A 20,936-nucleotide genomic window follows, 5' to 3' on the forward strand; every position below is an offset into this window, starting at 1 on the left:
AGCGCTTGCATCTCAGCCTCAGCCAGCGATGGCACCCTCAGTCGATATCGAACGACACGCCCTGCGCCAGCGGCAGCGCCTTGGAGAAGTTCACCGTGTTGGTGGCGCGCCGCATATAGGCCTTCCAGGCGTCCGAGCCGCTCTCGCGACCGCCGCCGGTTTCCTTCTCGCCGCCGAACGCGCCGCCGATCTCGGCGCCCGACGTGCCGATGTTGACGTTGGCGATGCCGCAGTCCGAACCGTCGACGCCGAGGAAGCGTTCCGATTCCTGCAGGTCACGCGTGAAGATCGACGACGACAGGCCGGCGCCCACCGCATTGTGCGCCTCGAGCGCCTCGTCGAAGTCGGAATATTTCATCACATAGAGGATCGGCGCGAAGGTCTCTTCCGTCACCGGCGAGACTTGGGCAGGCATCTCGACCAGCGCAGGGTGGACGTAGTAGGCGTCCGGGTGGCCGTTCTCGAACCGCGTGCCGCCGGTCACCTTGCCGCCATGCGCCTGCGCCTCCTTGAGCGCCTTCTGCATGTTGTCGAAAGCCGCCTTGTCGATCAGCGGACCGACCAGCGCCGATGTCTCCAGCGGATTGCCGACCGATACGCTCTGATAGGCCTTCTTCAGGCGCGGCAGCAGCGCGTCGTAGACGCTCTCATGCACGAACAGGCGCCTGAGCGTCGTGCAGCGCTGCCCGGCCGTGCCCATGGCGCCGAACGCAATGGCGCGCAGCGCCATGTCGAGATCGGCGGTCGGGCAGACGATGCCGGCATTGTTGCCGCCGAGTTCCAGCACCGCGCGCGCAAAGCGCTTCGCCAGCCGCGGACCGACCTCGCGGCCCATGCGGGTCGAGCCGGTGGCCGAAACCAGCGGCACCTTCGGATGGTCGACCAGTACCTCGCCGACGGCGCGGTCGCCGATCAGCACCTGGAGCAGGCCCTCCGGCGCATCGGCGCCGAAACGCTTGGCGGCACGCTTGAAGATCGCCTCGCAGGCAAGCGCCGTCAGCGGCGTCTTTTCCGACGGCTTCCACACCACCGCGTCGCCGCAGACGAGCGCAAGCGCCGCGTTCCACGACCACACCGCGACCGGGAAGTTGAAGGCCGAAATCACGCCGACGATGCCGAGCGGATGCCAGGTCTCCATCATGCGGTGTCCGGGACGCTCGGTGGCGATGGTCAGGCCGTAGAGCTGGCGGGAAAGGCCGACGGCGAAATCGCAGATGTCGATCATCTCCTGCACTTCGCCGAGGCCCTCGGACGGGATCTTGCCGACCTCGATCGACACCAGCCGGCCAAGCTCCGCCTTGTGCGCGCGCAATTCCTCGCCGAGCAGGCGCACCAGCTCGCCGCGCTTCGGCCCCGGCACCAGCCGCCAGGCCTGGAAGGCCTTGTGCGCGGCATCGATGGCCTTGCCGGCATCGGCCGCCGAAATCGACTTCAGCGCCGCGATCTGCTCGCCCGTAACCGGGCTGCGCACGATGAGGTCGCCGCCGGCAAGCGCGTCCTTGGCAACACCCAGTCTCTCCAAAAGTGAGGACGTTTCCTTCGCTATCGTCATTTTTATCCCTTTCAGATCCCGCCTTGGATATGGCGAGCGTCGAAGACTTGCGCCACGTCTTGACGTGCCATGGGCACGTCCGGCGCCTTTGATGCGTGGCATTACTCGTTTCAGGGAAAAACCGCCACCCCGGCATGGTCCAAGCCCGGCGCGCAAAATTGGGCCAGGCGGCGAATCAGCGGATCAGTGCGCTTTTTTGGCGGAGGTCCGCTCGCCGCTTTCCTTGATCAGCCGGTCGATGTGCATGCGGATATGAGCGGCCTCGGCGGCGGTGTTGGCTAGCGCGATGGCGCGGTCGAAGGCGACGCGCGCCTCCTCATCACGGCCAAGCTGCATCAACAGGCCGCCCTTCAGGCCGAAGAAGTGGAAATAGCCGGACAGCCGGTCCTCCAGCGGCTCGATCATGGCGAGCGCCGCCTCCGGCCCGCGCACCTTGCTTACCGCAACGGCACGGTTGAGCGTCACCACCGGCGACGGCTGCATCTGCTCGAGCAGGCCGTAAAGCAGGTCGATCTCTGTCCAGTCCGTTTCTTCGGGCGTTGCCGCACGGGCATGCAGCGCCGCGATCGCCGCCTGCACCTGGTAGGGACCGGGCTTGCGGTGGCGGAGCGCCTTGTCGACCAAGGCCAGTCCCTCGTCGATCATCTTGCGGCTCCAGAGCGACCGGTCCTGGTCCTCGAGCAGCACGATCTCGCCATTCTCGTCGAAACGCGCCGGCGCGCGCGCATGCTGCAGCAAAAGCAGCGCGGTCAGCCCCATGATCTCCGGTTCCTGCTGAAACAGCCTGAGCAGCAGCCGGGCGAGCCTGATCGCTTCCTCGCAAAGCGGCGCGCGGGCCGGCGCCTCGCCGCCATTGGTCGAATAGCCCTCGTTGAAGATGAGATAGACCATGGCCGCAACCGCAGCGAGACGCTCGGAGCGCTCGACCGCGCCGGGCGTCTCGAACGGCACGCCGGCGCCCGCAATGCGCGCCTTGGCGCGGGTGATACGCTGCTCCATGGCGCTCTCGCTGACGAGAAAGGCGCGCGCGATCTGCTTGACGGTCAGGCCGGAGACGATGCGCAGCGCGACCGCGATCTGCTGCGTCGCCGGCAGGTCGGGATGGCAGCAGATGAACAGGAGGCGCAGGATATCGTCGCGATAATGCGCACCGTCCAGCCGCTCGGCCATATCGCCTTCGGCATCCTCGAGATCGGAAATCTGGTCCTCTTCCGGCATTGGCGCCTGCTTGGCGCGCTTGCGCACCGCGTCGATGCCGCTGTTGCGGCCGACGAAGATCAGCCAGGCCGCCGGATCGCGCGGCGGACCGTTCTTCGGCCAATTCTTCAATGCCCTCAGGCAAGCATCCTGGAAAGCTTCTTCCGCGGCGTCGAGGTCGCGGAAATAGCGCAGCAGCGCGCCCATCGCCTGCGGACGGGCGGTGCTGATCGCGTTGCTGATCCAGGTCAGGTCGGTCATGCGGGAACCTTGGTCGGGTTGAAGACGGAGATCGGCCTGATCTCGTAGGAGCCGCCGCTCGGATTGACCTCGGAGAGCTCACGGGCGAACTCGACAGCCTCATCCAAGTCTTGGCATTCGAGCGTGTAGAAGCCGAGGAACTGCTCCTTGGTCTCGGCGAAAGGCCCATCGAGCACCATCGATTCGCCCTTGACCTTGCGGAGCGTCGTCGCAGCGGTGGTCGGCAAGAGACGCGCCACCGGTCCCAGCCGGCCCGCCTTGGCGTATTTGTCCTGTACGTTGAGTAGCTTTGCCATCACCTCGTCGTCCTGTTCCTTGCTCCAGGAGCAGACGACGTCTTCGGAGGCGTAGCAGAGGATGGCATAGAGCATGTGCTGGTCCTTTCGGTATCAAAGGACGCGACAGTAGGACCCTTCCCGACACAACGTCGATAAAAAAATTTGTAGGGCGATCACGGGCTTACCATCGGCCGCCTACCGTTCGTCAGGCTCCGCGCGCCTCCAGCCATCTGAGCACCAGCGTCTCCTCCTCATCAAGGCCCGGTATGAGACGCTTTCGCTTGTTGGCCTCGGTCATTTCGCTGAGCAGCGTGCCTTGCGCCCACGCCTCGAAGACGAGCGGGTGAATGTAGCACTGGCGGCAGACGGCTCTCGTGTTGCCGAGCTGTTCGGCAACCTTGTCGACGATGCCGTTCATCACCCGCTTTCGCTGGGTCATCCTTTCTGGAAGCTCGGCTTGCGCAAACAGCGCCGCCGCATGAATGGTGCCACCCCAGGTGCGGAAATGCTTGGAGCTGAACTCGGAGCCTAATGCTTCGCGGATGTAGCGGTTGACGTCCTCCGACCGCAGCGGCCGCCGATCGCCGTCTTCGTCGAGATACTGGAACAGTTTCTGACCCGGCAGGTCCTGGGCTCCGCGCACGATCTTTGCTATGCGGCGATCGACCAGCCTCAGCTTCCATTCCTTGCCGGATTTGCCCTTGAAGGCGAAGCGCAGGCTGGAGCCGGTGATTTCGACATGGCGGTCGCGCAGAGTGGTTAGGCCGAAACTCTTGTTGTCGCGGGCATAGGCGGCATTGCCGATGCGGATCATGGTGTTGTCGAGCAGCCAAACGATCGCAGCGACCACACGTTCCAGCGGCAGCCCGTGCCGCCGCAGGTCGACATCGATCCGGCGCCGGAGGTCAGGCAACGCCTCGGCAAAAGCGACAAGACTGGAAAATTTGACGCCGTCCCGTTCCTCCGTCCATTGCGGGTGATAGCGGTACTGCTTGCGTCCGCGTTGATCCCGGCCGGTCGCCTGGATATGGCCGTTCGGATCGGGCGAGATCCACACATCGGTCCACGCCGGCGGGATGACGATCGCCTTGATGCGGTCAAGCGTCGGTGCGGTCACCGGTTTCCCGTTCGGGTCGACGTAACGAAATCCTTTGCCTTTTCTCAATCGGCGAATGCCGGGATCGGCATCGCTGACATAGCTGAGCGACGCGCGCTCGGCCGAATTTTGCGCACCGTTCCCGCGGGCTTCGTCCGCGCCCATTGAACGATCTAGGGACGAGTGTGATCGCTGCAGCATGATGGCTCCACGGAACTTGTCCGTGGATAAGCCGCGCAGCAGGCTGCTGGTTCCCCTCTCGTAAGTCCTTCGGCCTTACTGCGAAGTTCCGGCCGTCGGCCATCAGGCGCTTTGCAGCTGGATTTGATGGCCAGAGAATCGGCGCCACGCCGCGATTTTCAGCCGGTAGCGCATGCAGCGCCAGATATCGACGGAGACCTTGGGAGCGGCGTTGGCAATCGCCAGGAATTTTGCCGCCGTTTCGAGATCGCCCCGAGCGTAGTGGACACGGGCGATCTTGAGCGCGACAAGACCCTCCCGCGCCTTCAGCGATGATTTGGGGATGCCGCATTCGAGGAGTTCGCGCAGCGCCAGGCGCCATTCGAGGAAGCGTCGCTCAGGCTTGATGGTGAAGCGGTCGTCCGAGCGCCCCGACGATACGAAATAGACCATGATGGGCTGGGTCACGACCTCGAGCGATGCCTTGCTCATCACCCGCGCCCAGAACAAGGTGTCCTCATCATAGGCAAGCCCGGTCGGAAAGCGCGTATCGCCGACCGCGCGCCGCGAGACCAGCGCGCTGCCGACGGCGATCGACCGCACCCTGCCCGCCAGATAGGCGGATGCGTTGGCGAGCCCCGCGGCCGTATAGCCGCACGGCATTTTGAACTGTCGGTTCTGACCGTCGGTTCGTCGGCGGTAGGCGCCGACCACCATATCCGAACCTGGCTTTGTCCTGGTCTTGGACAGCAGCGCCCGCAATCCACCATCGAGATGCAAATCGTCCGCGTCGATCATGTAGATCCAGGGAAAGCGTGCCGCGGCCAGCGCAAGGTTGCGGGAGCCGCCCGCGTCCCGACAGCTCGATTGGATGATGCGGAGCGGCAAGGCCAGCCGCGAGGCTGCATCCGCGGCAACCGCCGCCGTGTTGTCCGTCGAGGAATCGTCGACCAGTATCACTTCGCCGATGACCTCGGCTTCCGGACGCAACGCCGTCAGCGTGTCGGCGACGGTCGCCGACGCGTTATGTGCTGGAATGATGACACTGACCGCAGTCAACAATTGAACTCCACGCCAGTGCCCGACCGGCGACACCCGGTCGGCAAGATAGCGACGGGATCGTGATTTGAGAAGCAGCCCGCGCGACCGACGGCATGCCTTCAGGCAGCGACCGGGATGACGTCGACGGCTTGCTCGCCGACTTGGCCGCCGGTGGTTTTCAGGACGCCGACGATCGGCGCGACATCGGAATAGTCGCGGCCGTAACCGACCGTGATATGGTCGTTGCTCGCCCGCATGCCGTTGGTCGGATCGAATTCCTGCCAGCCGGCATCGCGGCCGCACCAGGCCTTCACCCAGGCATGCATGGCGTCGGCGCCTTCGAGCCTCGGCTTGCCCTTGGGCGGAATGGTGCGCAGGAAGCCGCTGACATAACCGGCGGGGATGCCAAGCCCACGCAGGCCGGCGATCATGATGTGGGAAAAATCCTGGCAGACCCCGCGTTTCAACGCGAAGGCGTCGCTGGCCCGCGTCTGCACGGTCGTCGCCTTGCCGTCATAGGTGAAATCACGGTGGATGCGGTTGCAGAGACCGACGGCCGTGGCGACCGCCGAACCGGCAAGGCTCTCCCGCGCATAGGCTGTGATCGCCGTGTCGATGCCGACATGATCGCTGGCGGCAAGGAAATGATGCGGCGCGTTTGGCGACAGCGAACGCACCGCGTCGAGTTCCGCCCTCAAGCCATGGATGTCAGGCGAGACATCGAGGCCGGGTTCCGGCCGCGAGACCGACACCCTTGCGCTCATCCTGACGTCGAGCTCCTCATGCGCGTCGCGAAAGGCAATCGCGGTGACGCTGTTGCCGAAGAAATCGGAAAAATCCGCCCGTTCGGCCGGATTGGGCTGAAAGGACAACGAGGCGGCGATCACTCGCTGCACGCCGGCGATCGTCTGCGGCAGCACCCGCACCTGATGCCGGCCGCCACCAGCTGCTGCCGCGTAGTCGTAGTGCAGATGGAGTCTGATGTCATAAAGCATTGCCGCCTACCCGAAATAGGCCTTGGCGAGGCTGCTGTAGAGATCGCCGATCTGGTTGGCGAGTTCGTCGAGCACCTTCGCGGTCATGTCCTGGGGCTCCATCACGGCGATCGCCGTGTTGAGCTGCAAGATCTCTTTCGCTGCGGCCGACATGTGCCCCTCGCCGCCGACCGACGGCAGCATGCCGATTTCGGCCTTCAACCGCTCGAGCTGGAACAGGATGGAGCGCGGGTTGAGCGGATCGAGCGCCAGAAGGTCGATCACCGTTCGCCGCCCGGCCTGCACCGGATATTGCCGGCGGTGGGTCATAACGCTGTCGCCGATCTCCAGCATCATGTCGAGCGAGCCTTCCGGCGCACCGTTTCTGGTCAGCCGCGCCAGCGTGCGTGCGATCTGGATGCCGCGCTCCAGCCGCCGGCCGATCTCCAGGAAGCGCCAGCCGGTGAAGCGGTACATGTTCTCGTGCAGCAGGCCCGAGAACCCGGCAAGCTTGCGCAGCATCACCGTCATCGCCCGCGTCGCGTCGTCGCCGGGCGCCACCCTGTCGGCAAATTTGTGGATCGTCTTCGACAGGTCCTTCAGCGCCAGCCAGCCGTCCGGCGAGAAGCGGTCGCGGATCTGGCCGGCGCTGTAGACGGCGCTGTCCAAGGTGCTGATCAACCCAGGCGGGATCGCCGTTTCGACCTCGATGCCGAACGGTTCGAGATAGTCCCTGATGTCGGCGAGCAGCGGCATCTCGGGGTCGGATGTCTCGGCAAGTCGCACGTGATAGGCGCGAAGCACGCGCACCGTGTCTTCGGAGCGCTCTATGTAGCGGCCGAGCCAGGTCAGGTTCTCCGCCGCGCGGCTTGGCAGGCTGCCGGGCATGGTGCGGGTGAAGCCGTCAGTCTCCTGCGGCAGCAGCGTCTCGCGCTCGACCGGCCTGTCGCTGACCACCCAGACATCTGCCGCCTGGCCGCCGCGCTGCATGGCGATCGCCGTCGGGTCGAGCGAGAAGCCGATGCGGGCAAAACCGCCGGGCATCACCGTCCAGCCTTCCGGCGTCCGCGCCAGATAGACGCGCAGGCTGGCGGGCCGTGGCTCCAACCGGCCGCCGACGAAGACCGGCGTCGTCGAAAGCGTCACGGCTTCCTGGCCGACAAAGCCGGCGCCATCGGCTTCGATCCGCGCGATCAGCCCCGCCCGCTCTCCCGCCGTCAGCGCCGAGCCTAGACGCGTCGCGCCGTCGTCCTCGAAGGCGAGTCGCGTCGACAGCGCAGGACCGATCACCATGCGGTCGACATTGGCCAGCACATGGTCGCGTTCGGTCTGCTGCCCACACCACCAGGTGGCGATGCTCGGCAGCTTGAGCTCCTCGCCATGCAATTCCCGCGCAATTCGCGGCAGGAAGGAAAGCAGCGCCCGCGTTTCCACCAGGCCTGAGCCCAGCGCGTTGACGGCCGAGACGGTGCCGCGCCGAACCGCCTCGACCAGCCCGGGCGTGCCGATCTGCGAGTCCGGCTTGAGCTCGAGCGGATCGGCAAACGCTGCATCGAGCCGCCGCCATAGCACGCCGACCGGCATCAGGCCGGAAACGGTACGCACCATCAACCGGCCGCCGGACACCGTCACGTCCTCGCCTTCGAGCAGCATGATGCCGAGATAGCGCGCGATATAGGCGTGCTCGTAATAGGTTTCGTTGAGTGGCCCCGGCGTCATGATGGCGACGCGGCCGCCGGAGTCCTTCGCCATGCCGTTCAGCGCGTCGCGGAAGCGGCGGAAGAAGCTGGCGAGCCTGTGCACATGCAGCTCGCCATAGATGTCCGACAGCGCGCGCGTGGTGGCGACGCGGTTCTCCAGCGCGAAGCCGGCGCCCGACGGCGCCTGCGTGCGATCGCCCAGCACCCACCAGCGGCCGTCTGGTCCGCGGCCGAGCTCGAAGGCGACCATATGCAGGAAATGGCCGCTGGCCGGCCGGATTCCGACGACAGGCCGCAGATATTCGGGGCTCGCCGCGATCAGCCCGGCCGGCAGGATGCCGGTCTCGATCAAACGGTTCGGCCCGTAGATATCGGCCAGGATCGCTTCGAACAGGTCGGCGCGCTGGACAAGCCCGGCGCTGATCTCGGCCCATTCCTTTTCATCGATCAGCAGAGGGACATGCGCCAGCGGCCATTCGCGCTCGTTGGCGCCTGCCTTGTCGTAGACGCGATAATAGACCCCGGCATCGCGCAGATACTGGTCGGCGCGGGTAAAACGCTGTCCGAGCGTTTCAGCCCCCAGACCATCCAGCGCCTCGATGAAGGACCGCCAGGCCGGGCGCGGATTGCCAGCCGCGTCGACCATCTCGTCGACGACGCCGTCGATCGGCCGATAGTGCTCCAGCAGGTTCCGCGCCCGCGGCCTTCCGCCCGCCCGTTTCTGATTCCCCTTGGCCATGGTCGATCAGAATCTCGCCGGCCGCCTCAGGTCAAGGGTCATCGGGAAGTCTTCAGAGCCTTCTTCGTCGCGCAGCACATAGCCGCCCGGCGTATGGCCGCGCGGCTCGAAGCGGGCGAGCCGTCGCGCCTCGGCCTCGTTGCCGTTGACGGGAAAGGTGTCGTAGTTGCGGCCGCCCGGATGCGCGACATGATAGACGCAGCCGCCGACCGAGCGGTCCGACCAGCGGTCGTAGACGTCGAAGACCAGCGGCGTGTTGACCGGCAGGGCGGGATGCAGGCCGGATGCCGGCTGCCAGGCCTTGAAGCGAACGCCCGCCACCGCGATTTCTCTGCTGTCGGTCACCTTCATCGGCACGGTGCGGCCGTTGCAGACGATGGCGTGACGCTCCGGATTGAGGCCTTCGGTCCTCACCTGCAGCCGCTCGACCGAGGAATCGACGAAGCGAACCGTGCCGCCGATGGCGCCCTGCTCGCCCATCACGTGCCAGGGCTCCAGCGCCTGCCTGAGCTCCAGCTTGACGCCGGCATGCTGCACTTCGCCGCAGAACGGGAAGCGGAATTCGAGTTGGGCAGCGAACCATTCCGGGCGGAAGTCGAAGCCGTTGAGCTTCAGATCCTCGAGCACGTCCAGAAAATCCGCCCAGACATAATGCGGCAGCATGAAGCGGTCGTGCAGCGAAGTGCCCCAGCGCGCGAAGCGGCCGTCGAGCGGGTTCTTCCACGCGCGGGTGATGATTGCTCTAACCAGCAATTGCTGCGCCAGGCTCATGCGCGCATTGGGCGGCATCTCGAAACCGCGGAACTCGACCAGGCCGAGCCGGCCGGTCGGACCGTCGGGCGAGAACAATTTGTCGATGCAGATTTCCGAGCGATGCGTGTTGCCGGTCACGTCGGTGAGCAGATTGCGGAACAGCCGGTCGACCAGCCACGGCAAAGGCGCCTCGCCCTTGTCCGGGTGTGGCACCTGCGCCAGCGCGATCTCGAGCTCGTAGAGCGAATCGTGCCGCGCCTCGTCGATGCGCGGCGCCTGGCTGGTCGGGCCGATGAACAGACCCGAAAAAAGGTAAGACAGAGACGGATGACGCTGCCATTGCAGCACCAGGCTCTTCAACAGGTCCGGCCGGCGCAGGAACGGGCTGTCATTGGGCGTCGCGCCGCCGACCACGACGTGATTGCCGCCACCGGTGCCGGTATGGCGGCCGTCGATCATGAACTTGTCGGTGCCGAGCCGCGACTGCCTGGCTTCCTCGTAGATAGCGGTCGTCGTGGCGACGCATTCCTGCCAGTTGGCGGCCGGATGAATGTTCACCTCGATGACGCCGGGATCGGGCGCGACGCGGATGACGTTGAGGCGCGGGTCGTGCGGCGGAGCATAGCCCTCGATATGCACCGGCAGGCCGATCGCCTTGGCCGCGTTCTCGGCCGCCGCCACCAATTCGAGATAGTCTTCCAGCGCCTCGACCGGCGGCATGAACACGCTGAGGCGCCCGTCGCGCGGCTCGACGGTGAGCGCGGTGCGCACCGCGCCGCCGATTTCGGTCAGCTGCTGCTCGACGCGGTCCTGTTGCGCGGTAGCCGCCGTGAACGAGGCCTCCGCCTGCTGCCGAGCGATGTCGTCCGCGCCGCCGGTCGGCGATTCCGGCAGGATCGCATCCCGCGCCGGCAAGGCGCCGCGCGGCACCGACGGATCGACCGGGACGATGTAAGGAAATTGCGCCGGCGGCACGTATGGCAGCGCCCCGAGCGGCAGCCGGTAGCCGACCGGGGAATCGCCCGGCACGAGGAACAGGCGGCCGCGGCGCGTCTTCCATTTCTCCGAACGCCAGCGTTGCCCGGCAGCCTGGCTGTTCCAGCGCTGCACGGGCAGCACGTAGCCCGATGGCTTGGTCAGCCCGCGCTCGAAGACGCGCGCCATGCGGCTGCGTTCTTCCGGATCCTCCAGTTTGGAATTGGATGGATCGACATTGTCCGGCAGCTTGCCTTCCTTGAGCAGCCATTCGGCCGGATCTTCATAAGCCTCGCTGACCATCGACTTGTCGATGCCGAGTTCGCCGGCGATCGCCGTGAGAAGCCTTTCGGCCTGCTCCGGCCCGACCTTCACGTTGCCCGTCTCCCGCGCGATCAGCGACGGATCGCGCCAGACCGGCTCGCCGTCGGTGCGCCAGTAGAGCGAAAAGGTCCAGCGCGGCAGGCTCTCGCCCGGATACCACTTGCCTTGGCCGTAGTGAAGAAAACCGCCCGGCGCGAAGCGTTCGCGCAGCCGGCGGATCAGCTGGTCCGCCTTGTCACGCTTGGTCGGACCGACGGCGGCCGTGTTCCATTCGGCGGACTCGAAATCGTCGATCGACACGAAGGTCGGCTCGCCGCCCATGGTGAGCCGCACGTCCTGCTCTTGCAGAACCGCATCGACCTTGTTGCCCAACGCGTCGAGCGCCTCCCAGCTCTCGTCCGAGAACGGTTTGGTGATACGTGGATGCTCGGCGATGCGATTCACCCGTATGTCGAAGCTGAAATCGACGTTGGCGAAGCTTGCCATGCCGGAGATCGGCGCGGCATTGCGGAAATGCGGCGTCGCCGCCAGCGGCACATGGCTCTCACCGGTGAGCAGGCCCGAGGTTGCGTCGAAGCCGATCCAGCCGGCGCCCGGAATATAGACCTCGCACCAGGCGTGCAGATCGGTGAAATCGACCGAGGTTCCCGGCGGCCCGTCGAGCGAGACGAGGTCCGGCTTCAACTGGATCAGGTAACCGGAGACGAAGCGGGCGGCGATGCCGAGGTTGCGCAGGATCTGGACCAGAAGCCAACTCGAATCCCGGCACGAGCCCTTGCCGGCCGCAAGCGTCTCTTCGGGCGAGTAGACGCCCGTCTCCATGCGCACGATATAGGCGATTTCGCGCTGCAGCCGCGCGTTGAGGCCGACGAGGAAATTGATGGTGTTCGTCGGACTGCGGTCGACGCTTTCCAGGAATTTCGACAGCAGCGGCCCGGCCGGCTCAGGCGCCCGATAGATGGCGAGGTCTTGCCTGATCTCTTCCGGATACTCGAAGGGAAAATTTTCGGCCGATTCCTCGACGAAGAAATCGAACGGATTGTAGACCGTCATGTCGGCGACGAGGTCGACCTCGATCTTCAGTTCCGTTACCGGCTCCGGGAAAACGAAGCGAGCGAGGAAGTTGCCGTAGGGGTCCTGCTGCAGGTTGACGAAGTGGTTCTTCGGCTCGACCTTCAACGAGTGGCTGAGCACCTTGGTACGCGAATGCGGCGCCGGCTGCAGCCTGATCACCTGGGGACCGAGCACCACAGGCCGGTCATATTTGTAGTGGGTCAGATGATGGACGGCTGCCAGTATCGCCATGGTGCCCCGGAGTTCGGCGTTTCAATTCGCCGAACCTGACACAAGTCCTGGCCATTCTCCAAGCAGAGATGTTGCGCTGCACCTAATTTAAGCAGCTAACAGACGCACGATGGCCCCAGGGAACAGGCCAAACGTCCGCGATTGGCGATACCCTACGCCTTCGTCATCCTATGGCGAAGCAAGGAGCGAAGCGACGCGCGCAGACCATAGGATCCATTCCGTTACGTCAGCCGAAGAACACAGCGGTGCAAACAAACCCCATCGCGCTTCCGCGCCGAAATTTCCGCACCGCAGAGACGCCTCCACGTCACGGCATGGATACTCGGGTCAAGGCCGAGTATGACGAAAGTGCTGGCTTAGAAAAACGCTTGAATGCCCGTCTGCGCCCTTCCCAGGATCAGCGCGTGCACGTCATGCGTGCCCTCATAGGTGTTCACCGTCTCCAGGTTCTGGGCGTGGCGCATGACGTGGTAGCCGATCTGGATGCCGTTGCCGCCATGCATGTCGCGGGCCTGGCGGGCGATGTCGAGCGCCTTGCCGCAATTGTTGCGCTTGACGATGGAGATCATCTCCGGCGCCATCTTGCCCTCGTCCATCAACCGCCCGACCCTGAGTGAGCCCTGCAGCCCGAGCGTGATCTCCGTCTGCATGTCGGCGAGCTTCTTCTGGAACAGCTGCGTGCCGGCGAGCGGCTTGCCGAACTGTTTTCTGTCGAGGCCGTATTGCCGCGCCCGGTGCCAGCAATCCTCGGCCGCGCCCATCGCGCCCCAGGAAATGCCGTAGCGCGCCCGATTGAGGCAGCCGAACGGTCCCTTCAGGCCCGAGACGTTGGGCAGCAATGCCTCTTCGCCCACTTCGACGCCCTCCATCACCACCTCGCCGGTGATCGACGCGCGGAGGCTGAGTTTTCCGCCGATCTTCGGCGCCGAGAGCCCCTTCATGCCCTTTTCCAGCACGAAGCCGCGGATCTGGTTGTCATGCGCAGCCGACTTTGCCCAGACGACGAAGACGTCGGCGATCGGCGCATTGGAAATCCACATTTTTGAGCCCGAAAGCCTGTAGCCGTTCGCCGTCTTCTCGGCGCGCGTCTTCATGCCGCCCGGATCGGAGCCGGCATCCGGTTCGGTCAAGCCGAAGCAGCCGATCCATTCGCCGGAGGCCAGCTTCGGCAGGTATTTTTTGCGCTGCTCTTCCGAGCCGTAGGCATGGATCGGATACATGACCAGCGACGACTGCACGCTCATCATCGAACGATATCCGGAATCGATCCGCTCGACTTCACGCGCGACCAGCCCGTAGGTCACGTAGTTGGCGCCAAGCCCGCCATATTCCTCCGGAATGGTGATGCCGAGCAGGCCGGCTTCGCCCATCTCGCGAAAAATCGACGGATCGGTCTTCTCGTCGGCATAGGCTTCCTCGATCCGCGGCGCGAGCTTGTCGGCGGCGAACGCGGCCGCGCCGTCGCGCACCATGCGCTCGTCCTCGGAAAGCTGGTCCTCGATCAGGAAAGGATCGTTCCACACGAAGGCATTCTTCTCGGCGGCCATGACCTTGGACTCCCGGCATATTCTTGAGATGCCCGGCTTATCCGCCTCCACATCGAAAAAATCAAACAAAATTGCATCATAGATCAATGAGCGTTAGTAATAGATCATGAACCTCCAACGCCGTCTCCTGCCAAACACCGCCGCACTTGCCGCCTTCGAGGCGGTGGCGCGCCTCGGCTCCTTCACCGCAGCCGCCCGCGAGCTCGATCTGACCCAAGGTGCCGTCAGCCGGCAGATCGCTCTTCTGGAGGAACAGTTCGGCCGCCGGCTGTTCGAGCGCGACAGCCGTAACGTCCGACTGTCGACGGCAGGAGAGATCTACGCCGAGGCGGTTCGCTCGGCGCTCGGTCTGTTACGCGATGCAGCGCTTGGATTGATGAGCAATCGGCATAGCGGCGTCCTCAACCTTGCCATCCTGCCGACCTTCGGCACGCGCTGGCTGATGCCGCTGATCCCGGATTTCGTCGCCCGCCACCCGGATATCACCATCAACTTCGCCACGCGCATCAGCCGCTTCGACTTCGCCCGCGAGCGGCTCGACGCTGCGATCCACCACGGCATGCCCGACTGGCCGGACGCCGATTGCACGCTTTTGATGCGCGAGACGGTGATGCCCGTCGTTTCGCCCGAATTCCTGGCCAGCCGCAAGATCGCCACGCCGGCCGATATCAGCCGCTTGCCGCTGCTGCACATGGCGACGCGCCCGGGCGCCTGGAGCGAATGGTTCGAAGCGCAGAGCCTCAGCGCACCGACCGGACCAGGCATGCAGTTCGAGCAGTTCGGCACTGTCGCTCAAGCCTGCATGGCCGGGCTCGGCGTGGCGCTGCTGCCGGAAATCCTGATTGCCGGAGAATTGCAGCGCGGCCAGCTCGTGCCGGCGCCCGGCCTGCCGATGCAGAGCCGCAGCGCCTATTATCTCGTCGTGCCGCACGACAAACGCGGTCATCCGCCGGTCGCAAGCTTTCGCAACTGGCTGCTAGGTCAAGTCGAGAAGGAACCGGCTGTTCTGGCGTGGTAGCTATTTGCGCTTTATCGCCTCCGCCAAAGCAGCACCGAAGGCGCCCTGCTGCGCCGGTCGTTCCTGTTGCCAACGCGGTGCCGACGAGCGCGGCGCCGGTTTGCCGCCCTGATCGCGCTGACCGCCGCGTGACGCGCCCTCGCCGCCATCCTTGCGCATCGACAGCCCGATGCGCTTGCGCTTGATGTCGACATCGACGACCCGCACCTTGACGACGTCGCCCGCCTTCACCACCTCGTGCGCGTCTTTCACGAAGCGGTCGGCCAGTTGCGAGACATGCACCAGCCCGTCCTGGTGCACGCCGATGTCGACGAAGGCGCCGAAGGCCGCGACATTGGTGACCGTGCCTTCGAGCTGCATGCCGGGTTTCAAATCCTCGATGTCGTCGACGCCTTCGGCAAAGGTCGCCGTCTTGAAGCCGGGGCGTGGATCGCGTCCAGGCTTTTCCAATTCCGCAATGATGTCGCGCACCGTCGGCAGGCCGAAGCGCTCGTCGACGAAGACGCGCGGGTCGAGCGCCTTGAGCGCGGCACTGTCACCCATCAACGAACGCACGTCGCGGCCGCAGGCGGCGACGATCTTCTTCGCCACGCCATAGGCTTCCGGGTGAACCGAGGAAGCGTCGAGCGGTTCGGTGCCGTTTGGAATGCGCAGGAAGCCGGCGCATTGCTCGAACGCGCGTGGCCCGAGGCGGGCCACGTTCAACAGATCGCGGCGCGTCGCGAAGGGACCGCCGGCGTCACGATGCGCAACGATCGCTTCGGCAAGCGACGGTCCCAATCCCGAAACGCGCGCCAGCAACGGCGCCGACGCCGTGTTGAGGTCGACGCCGACGGCATTGACCGCATCCTCCACAACCGCTTCCAGCGAGCGGCCGAGCCGGTACTGGTCGACATCGTGCTGGTACTGGCCGACGCCGATCGACTTCGGTTCGATCTTGACCAGCTCGGCCAGCGGATCCTGCAGGCGTCTCGCGATCGACACCGCGCCGCGCAGCGACACGTCGAGACCGGGGAATTCGGCTGCCGCCGTGGCCGAAGCGGAATAGACCGAGGCGCCCGCCTCGCTGACGATCACCTTGAGCGGCTTCGGTCCGGAAGCGGCGGGCAGGTCCGACAGCATGTCGGCCACCAGCTTCTCGGTCTCGCGGCTGCCGGTGCCGTTGCCGATCGAGATCAGTTCCACCTTGTGCTGGCGGATGAGCGCGGCGAGTTCGGCTTGCGTGCCGCGCACATCGTTCCTCGGCGGAAACGGATAGACCGTCATCGTCGCCACCAGCTTGCCGGTGCCGTCGACCACCGCCACCTTGACGCCGGTGCGGATGCCCGGATCGAGACCCATGGTTGGCCGCGAGCCGGCGGGAGCGGCAAGCAGCAGGTCCTTCAGATTGCGGGCGAAGACATGGATCGCCTCTTCCTCGGCCCGTTCGCGCAAGTCGCGCATCAAATCGAGCGTCAGGTGCAGCGACAGCTTTATCCGCCAGGTCCAGCCGGCCACCTCCATCAGCCATTTGTCGCCCGGCAGGCTGGCGCCGATCGCATAGGCGTTGGCGATCATACGCTCGACGGGCTTCACCGGCGAGGCGTCGTCGGCATCGACCTCGATGTCGAGCGACAGCACCTCTTCGTTGCGGCCACGCAGCATTGCCAAGGCGCGGTGGCTGGGAACGCCCGCCCAACGCTCGACATGGTCGAAATAGTCCGAGAATTTGGCGCCGGCTTCCCGCTTGCCGTCGACGACCTTGGCACGCAGGAAGGCGCGTTCCTTCATATAGCCTCGCAGCTTGCCGACCAGGTCGGCATTCTCGGCGAACTGCTCCGACAGGATGTCGCGCGCCCCTTCGAGCGCCGCCTTGGCGTCCGGCACCTCCTCCGTGAGGTAGGCGAGCGCGAGTTCTGCCGGCACCGCCGAACGGTCGGCAAGGATCGCCTCGGCGAGCGGCCCGAGCCCACGTTCCTTGGCGATCTCCGCCTTGGTGCGGCGCTTGGGTTTATAGGGCAGGTAGATGTCCTCCAGCTCGGCCTTGGTCGCCGCCGCCGCGATCTTTGCCTCGAGTTCCTCGGTCAGCTTGCCCTGCTCGCGGATCGAGCCGAGGATCGTCTCGCGGCGCGCATCGAGCTCGCGCAGATAGGCAAGCCGCTCGGAAAGATCGCGCAACTGCGTGTCGTCGAGCCCGCCGGTGACCTCCTTGCGGTAACGCGCCACGAACGGCACTGTGGCGCCTTCGTCGAGCAGCCCGATCGCCGCTGCCGCCTGCTCCGGCCGCGAGCCGATCTCGGCCGCGATGATTGCTGCGATGCGCTTGATATCCGATGCCATGCTGGTCCCTGTCGAAAAAGAGCGGTGACCATAGGCCGGGACACTCCGCCCGCCAACCGCGCTGTTCTCAGCCGGCGGAAAGGTCCACAAGAAACAGCCGTGAGCACGAACCGTCGGAGCGGCTCAAACCATGCCGCTCAGCGCCTCGAAAAACGCGACGATATCGAGGTCGAGCTTGTCGTCCACCGGCTCCGGCTGCGACGACATCTTGGCGACCACCACCTCGTCCCGGGGGTTGACGTAGATCCATTGGCCGTGGATGCCGATGCCGCAGAAGGCGCCGCTTGCCGTGCCCATCTGGTACCACTTGTTGCGATAGCGGCCTTCGGGGAAGAGGAACGCCATCGTGCCACGCCGCCACGCCTCATAGCTGCCGCCGGCGGCAACCGTATCGCGCACCCAGGCCTCCGGCACGATGCGGCGGCCATTGGCCACCCCGCCCTGCCGCATCATCTCGCCGATCCGGGCAAGGTCGCGCGGCGTCATCGACATGCCGCCGGCGGTGCGCGCCGTGCCTTCCATGTCGACCGTCACCGACATTTCGCTCGCGGCCCCCAGCGGCAGCCACAGTTTCTCGCCGAGCAGGTCGCTGACGCGCTTGTCGGATGCCCGCTCCACCAGGATGCCGAGCATATCCGAATTGGGCGAGCGGTAGCGGTAGGTCTGGCCATGCGGCTCGGCCAGACGCTGGAGCGTCAACAGGAAGGTCGTGAGACTTTCAGCTCCACCGCCGGGATTCCACAGCGTCGCGCGACGGTAGCGGGCAAAGGCGCTTTCCGGATCGAGATAGGCCTCCTCGAAATCCAGGCTGACCGTCATGTCGAGCACGTTGCGCACGCTGGCATCGCCATAGGCCGACCCCTTGGCCTCCGGGATGTACCGCGTTACCGGCGCTTCAGGATCGAATACCCCCTCGCCTTCCAGAATGCCGGCAAGAATGGCGGTCACCGACTTGCTGATCGAGAAGATGATGTGCCGCGCTCCGAACGCCATCTGCGGTGCCGACCAGTCGCCGACCAGCTTGCCGCCTTTCATGATCGCCAGCCCGTCGGTGTCGGAGCGTTTGAGGAAAGCCTCGACGGTTTCGGGCCCGCCGGCAAGCGAGACCTTTTCTTCGAGCAGCGCACCGAGAGGCTTCGCCTGCGCCTCTCCGCCGGGCGCCGCGGCAACATGCACCGACGGGACAAGCTCGCCGACGTTCTGGAACGACCATTGGCTGAACGGCCTCAGCCGCCAGTTGTCGAGCCGCACATCCTTGCGGGCAAAGCCGTATTTGGTCTCGAACGCAGTCTTGCCGGTCACGATTGTCTCCGGGTGTTTTGTCGCAGATTTTCAGGCGAGCGCCGCCGCGATGGCGTGCACGGCCTTCAGCGTCGCCACCGAATAGGCGATGTTGGTGAAATCCGGATAGGTCGAGAGCTTGACCACGACCATCCGTTTGTCCCAGTCGATGTGGATCAGCTGCCCGAATACGCCGCAGCACATCAGCGAGCGCGAGTGCGGATCCTCGACCCAGAACTGGTTGCGGTAGCTGCCTTGCGGCAGGCTGGGGCTGAAATCCGGCCCGTGCCTGCCGGTGCGCGTCGTCTCGATCCAGTCGGCTGGGATCACCCCGCCGCCATTGTCGAGGATCAGCTGGCCGAAACGGCCGTAGTCGCGCAGCGTCGCGTTGAAGCCGCCCTCGGCCAGCGCATAGCCGGCGCTGTCGACGGTGAAGCAGGCGCTCTCGTCGGCGCCCAGCTTCTGCCACAGCTCTTCCGAGACCAGCTGCGCCAACCGCTTGCCGGTCACCCGCTCCATGATGAAGGCAAGCACATCGGTTTCGATCGAGCGGTATTCGAAGGCCGCGCCATGTTCACGCACCTTGTCCTTCAGCCGCAGGATCAGCTCGAACATATGCGTCGGCCATTGAAAATCGGGGGCGCTGCCCGGCGGCACCGGTTTCCAGCCGCTGGCGACATCGACCTGGCCGATCTCGGAATAGCGATCGCTATACTCCTCGGAGAAACGAACGCCTGTCGTCATGTCGAGCACTTGCTGCACGGTGGCGCCGGCCCAGGCGGTCGCGCCGAGCTCCGGAAGATAATCGGTCACCAGTTTGGCCGGGTCGATCAGGCCGCGCCCGACCAGGATGCCGAACACCGATCCGGTGACCGACTTCGCCATCGACTGCGACAGATGCAGCGTGCGCTCGTCCATGCCGTTGAAGTAACGCTCATAGGCTATCCTGCCGTCCTTGAGCACCAGGAAGCCGTCCGTATAGGTCTCGTCGAGCAGGCTGGCGAGCGTCGTCGTAGCACCTGCGCTGTCCTTCACCGGCAGATCGTCGAGATCGACCTCGGCACGGTCGAGGCGATGGCGGTGGCCGTGGCCGCGCCAGACCTCGACGGTCGGCAGGACCTCGCGGATGTTCTGAAAGGCCCAGCGATTCCAAGGGCCTCTGTCCCAATCGAGCTTCGGAGGGATCAGCTTCGGCGGCGAGCCCTGCATGATCGGCGGCCGCGGATCGGAGTTGCGATAAGAGGTCATCAAATCCTCCCGATGCATGTCGCTCAAAAGGGCAGCGGTTTTGCGGAAACTACATGCGCAGAAACAGTCAAAAGAAAGGGAGGCCGGAGCCTCCCCTCCTTCATGCTTCATGCCGGAGCTATTTGCGCAGGTTGGTCCAGATCTTGTTGTAGATCTCCACCACGTCCGGCGGGCATGGCGGCACGAATTCCGGCGTCGGCGAACCGGCCGGCGGACTGATCTCCGGCGAGTTGGCGAACTCCGCCGGCAGGAATTTGTGGCTGCCGGCGATGCCGTTGTCATAGCCGGCGAACTCCGAGATGAGCGCTGCGTTCTCAGGCGCCATGACGAAATCCTGGAAGAGCTTGGCGTTCTCGAGATTCTTGGCGCCTTTCAGCACCGCGACATTGTCCATCCAGCCTTCGACGCCTTCCTTCGGATAGGCATATTTGATCGCCGGGATCTTCTGGCGCGAGCGGTAGGCTGCACCGTTCCACTGTTCGGTCACGATCACGTCGCCGGAGGTGATCTTGGTGATGGTGTCGTAGCTGAAGGTCTTCCATGACAGTTTGGCGGCCATCAGTAAGTCGTTGACCTTCTTCAGATTGGTCTTATCGGCGCCGCAGCGCGGCACGCCGGCATAGCGCTCGGCCGCGTGCATGACGCTGTTGACATCATCGAGCACGTTGATCTGGCCTTTCAACTCATTCGGCGGATCGAACAGGATGGCCAGCGTATTGATGTCGCCCTTGAACTTGTCCATGTTCACGGAGAAGGTCGTCGTGCCGAACTGCCACGGCGCGGTGTAGTGGCGACCCTTGTCCCAATAGACATCGACGAAGCGCGGATCGATGTTCTTGCCGTTCGGCATCGCGTTGGGCTCGGTCTTTTCCAGCAGGCCCTCTTCGATCATGATCTTCACGGTGTAGTCGGACGGCACCACGATGTCGTAGCCGGAATTGCCGGCGCGCACCTTGGACAACATGGTTTCGTTGGAATCATAGTCGTCCAACGTCACCTTGATGTTGTACTGCTTCTCGAACTTCTCGACCAGCTTCGGGTTGGTGTAGTCGCCCCAGTTGTAGATGTGCAGTTCGCCGTCGGCGAGCGCCGGCACGGCCCATAGCAGCACGGCCGCGGAAACGGCCGCCATCAGTTTTCCAGACATT

14 protein-coding genes are annotated in these 20,936 nt (G+C 64.9%); 1 reads left to right on the top strand and 13 read right to left on the bottom strand.

Translation table 11 applies throughout. The features are described 5' to 3' along the window. Positions 1 to 37: 37 nt before the first annotated feature. The 9 genes from P9236_RS09980 to P9236_RS10020 all read right to left on the bottom strand — a co-directional run bounded on the left by P9236_RS09980 (position 38) and on the right by P9236_RS10020 (position 13,922). On the bottom strand, positions 38 to 1,552 hold the full coding sequence (locus P9236_RS09980; RefSeq protein WP_278074448.1) for an aldehyde dehydrogenase family protein: 1,515 nt from the start codon (positions 1,550 to 1,552) through the stop codon (positions 38 to 40). A 183-nt stretch (positions 1,553 to 1,735) separates the two neighbouring features. Continuing rightward, positions 1,736 to 3,010, bottom strand: coding sequence for an RNA polymerase sigma factor (locus P9236_RS09985; RefSeq protein ID WP_278074449.1), 1,275 nt, complete (start codon positions 3,008 to 3,010; stop codon positions 1,736 to 1,738). Next, positions 3,007 to 3,381, bottom strand: coding sequence for a YciI family protein (locus tag P9236_RS09990; protein WP_059184386.1), 375 nt, complete (start codon positions 3,379 to 3,381; stop codon positions 3,007 to 3,009). The genes P9236_RS09985 and P9236_RS09990 overlap by 4 nt, the downstream gene beginning before the upstream one ends. 112 nt (positions 3,382 to 3,493) lie before the next feature. Continuing rightward, a complete protein-coding gene (locus tag P9236_RS09995; RefSeq protein ID WP_278074450.1) occupies positions 3,494 to 4,549 on the bottom strand; it encodes a DNA topoisomerase IB in 1,056 nt (351 codons plus the stop codon). Positions 4,550 to 4,687: 138 nt separating this feature from the next. Continuing rightward, positions 4,688 to 5,623, bottom strand: a complete 936-nt coding sequence (locus P9236_RS10000) for a glycosyltransferase family 2 protein (protein WP_278074451.1) — start codon at positions 5,621 to 5,623, stop codon at positions 4,688 to 4,690. Between the two features lie 101 nt (positions 5,624 to 5,724). Then, positions 5,725 to 6,600, bottom strand: coding sequence for a transglutaminase family protein (locus P9236_RS10005; protein ID WP_278074452.1), 876 nt, complete (start codon positions 6,598 to 6,600; stop codon positions 5,725 to 5,727). Positions 6,601 to 6,606: 6 nt separating this feature from the next. Next, positions 6,607 to 9,018: a circularly permuted type 2 ATP-grasp protein gene (locus P9236_RS10010; protein WP_278074453.1), complete on the bottom strand. Its 2,412-nt coding sequence runs from the start codon at positions 9,016 to 9,018 to the stop codon at positions 6,607 to 6,609. A gap of 6 nt (positions 9,019 to 9,024) precedes the next feature. Next, positions 9,025 to 12,375, bottom strand: coding sequence for a transglutaminase family protein (locus P9236_RS10015; protein ID WP_278074454.1), 3,351 nt, complete (start codon positions 12,373 to 12,375; stop codon positions 9,025 to 9,027). Between the two features lie 356 nt (positions 12,376 to 12,731). Beyond that, positions 12,732 to 13,922, bottom strand: coding sequence for an acyl-CoA dehydrogenase (locus tag P9236_RS10020; protein ID WP_278074455.1), 1,191 nt, complete (start codon positions 13,920 to 13,922; stop codon positions 12,732 to 12,734). 106 nt (positions 13,923 to 14,028) lie between these two features. On the opposite strand from P9236_RS10020, the gene P9236_RS10025 reads away from it, so the two are divergent. Beyond that, positions 14,029 to 14,940, top strand: a complete 912-nt coding sequence (locus tag P9236_RS10025; RefSeq protein WP_278074456.1) for a LysR family transcriptional regulator — start codon at positions 14,029 to 14,031, stop codon at positions 14,938 to 14,940. On the opposite strand, the gene P9236_RS10030 is transcribed toward P9236_RS10025, so the two are convergent. From P9236_RS10030 to P9236_RS10045, 4 genes are all read right to left on the bottom strand, one after another. Beyond that, positions 14,941 to 17,259, bottom strand: a complete 2,319-nt coding sequence (locus tag P9236_RS10030) for a Tex family protein (RefSeq protein ID WP_278074457.1) — start codon at positions 17,257 to 17,259, stop codon at positions 14,941 to 14,943. It abuts the gene before it with no gap. Between the two features lie 123 nt (positions 17,260 to 17,382). Beyond that, positions 17,383 to 18,561 (bottom strand): serine hydrolase, encoded by a 1,179-nt coding sequence (locus P9236_RS10035; protein ID WP_278074458.1) that lies wholly within the window; start codon positions 18,559 to 18,561, stop codon positions 17,383 to 17,385. A gap of 30 nt (positions 18,562 to 18,591) precedes the next feature. Continuing rightward, positions 18,592 to 19,788 (bottom strand): serine hydrolase, encoded by a 1,197-nt coding sequence (locus P9236_RS10040; RefSeq protein WP_278074459.1) that lies wholly within the window; start codon positions 19,786 to 19,788, stop codon positions 18,592 to 18,594. A gap of 118 nt (positions 19,789 to 19,906) precedes the next feature. Beyond that, complete coding sequence (locus P9236_RS10045) at positions 19,907 to 20,935, bottom strand: extracellular solute-binding protein (protein WP_278074460.1); 1,029 nt, start codon at positions 20,933 to 20,935, stop codon at positions 19,907 to 19,909. Between the last annotated feature and the right edge of the window lies 1 nt (position 20,936).

The sequence above is a fragment of the Mesorhizobium sp. WSM4884 genome, from assembly GCF_029625675.1.
Classification (GTDB): domain Bacteria; phylum Pseudomonadota; class Alphaproteobacteria; order Rhizobiales; family Rhizobiaceae; genus Mesorhizobium.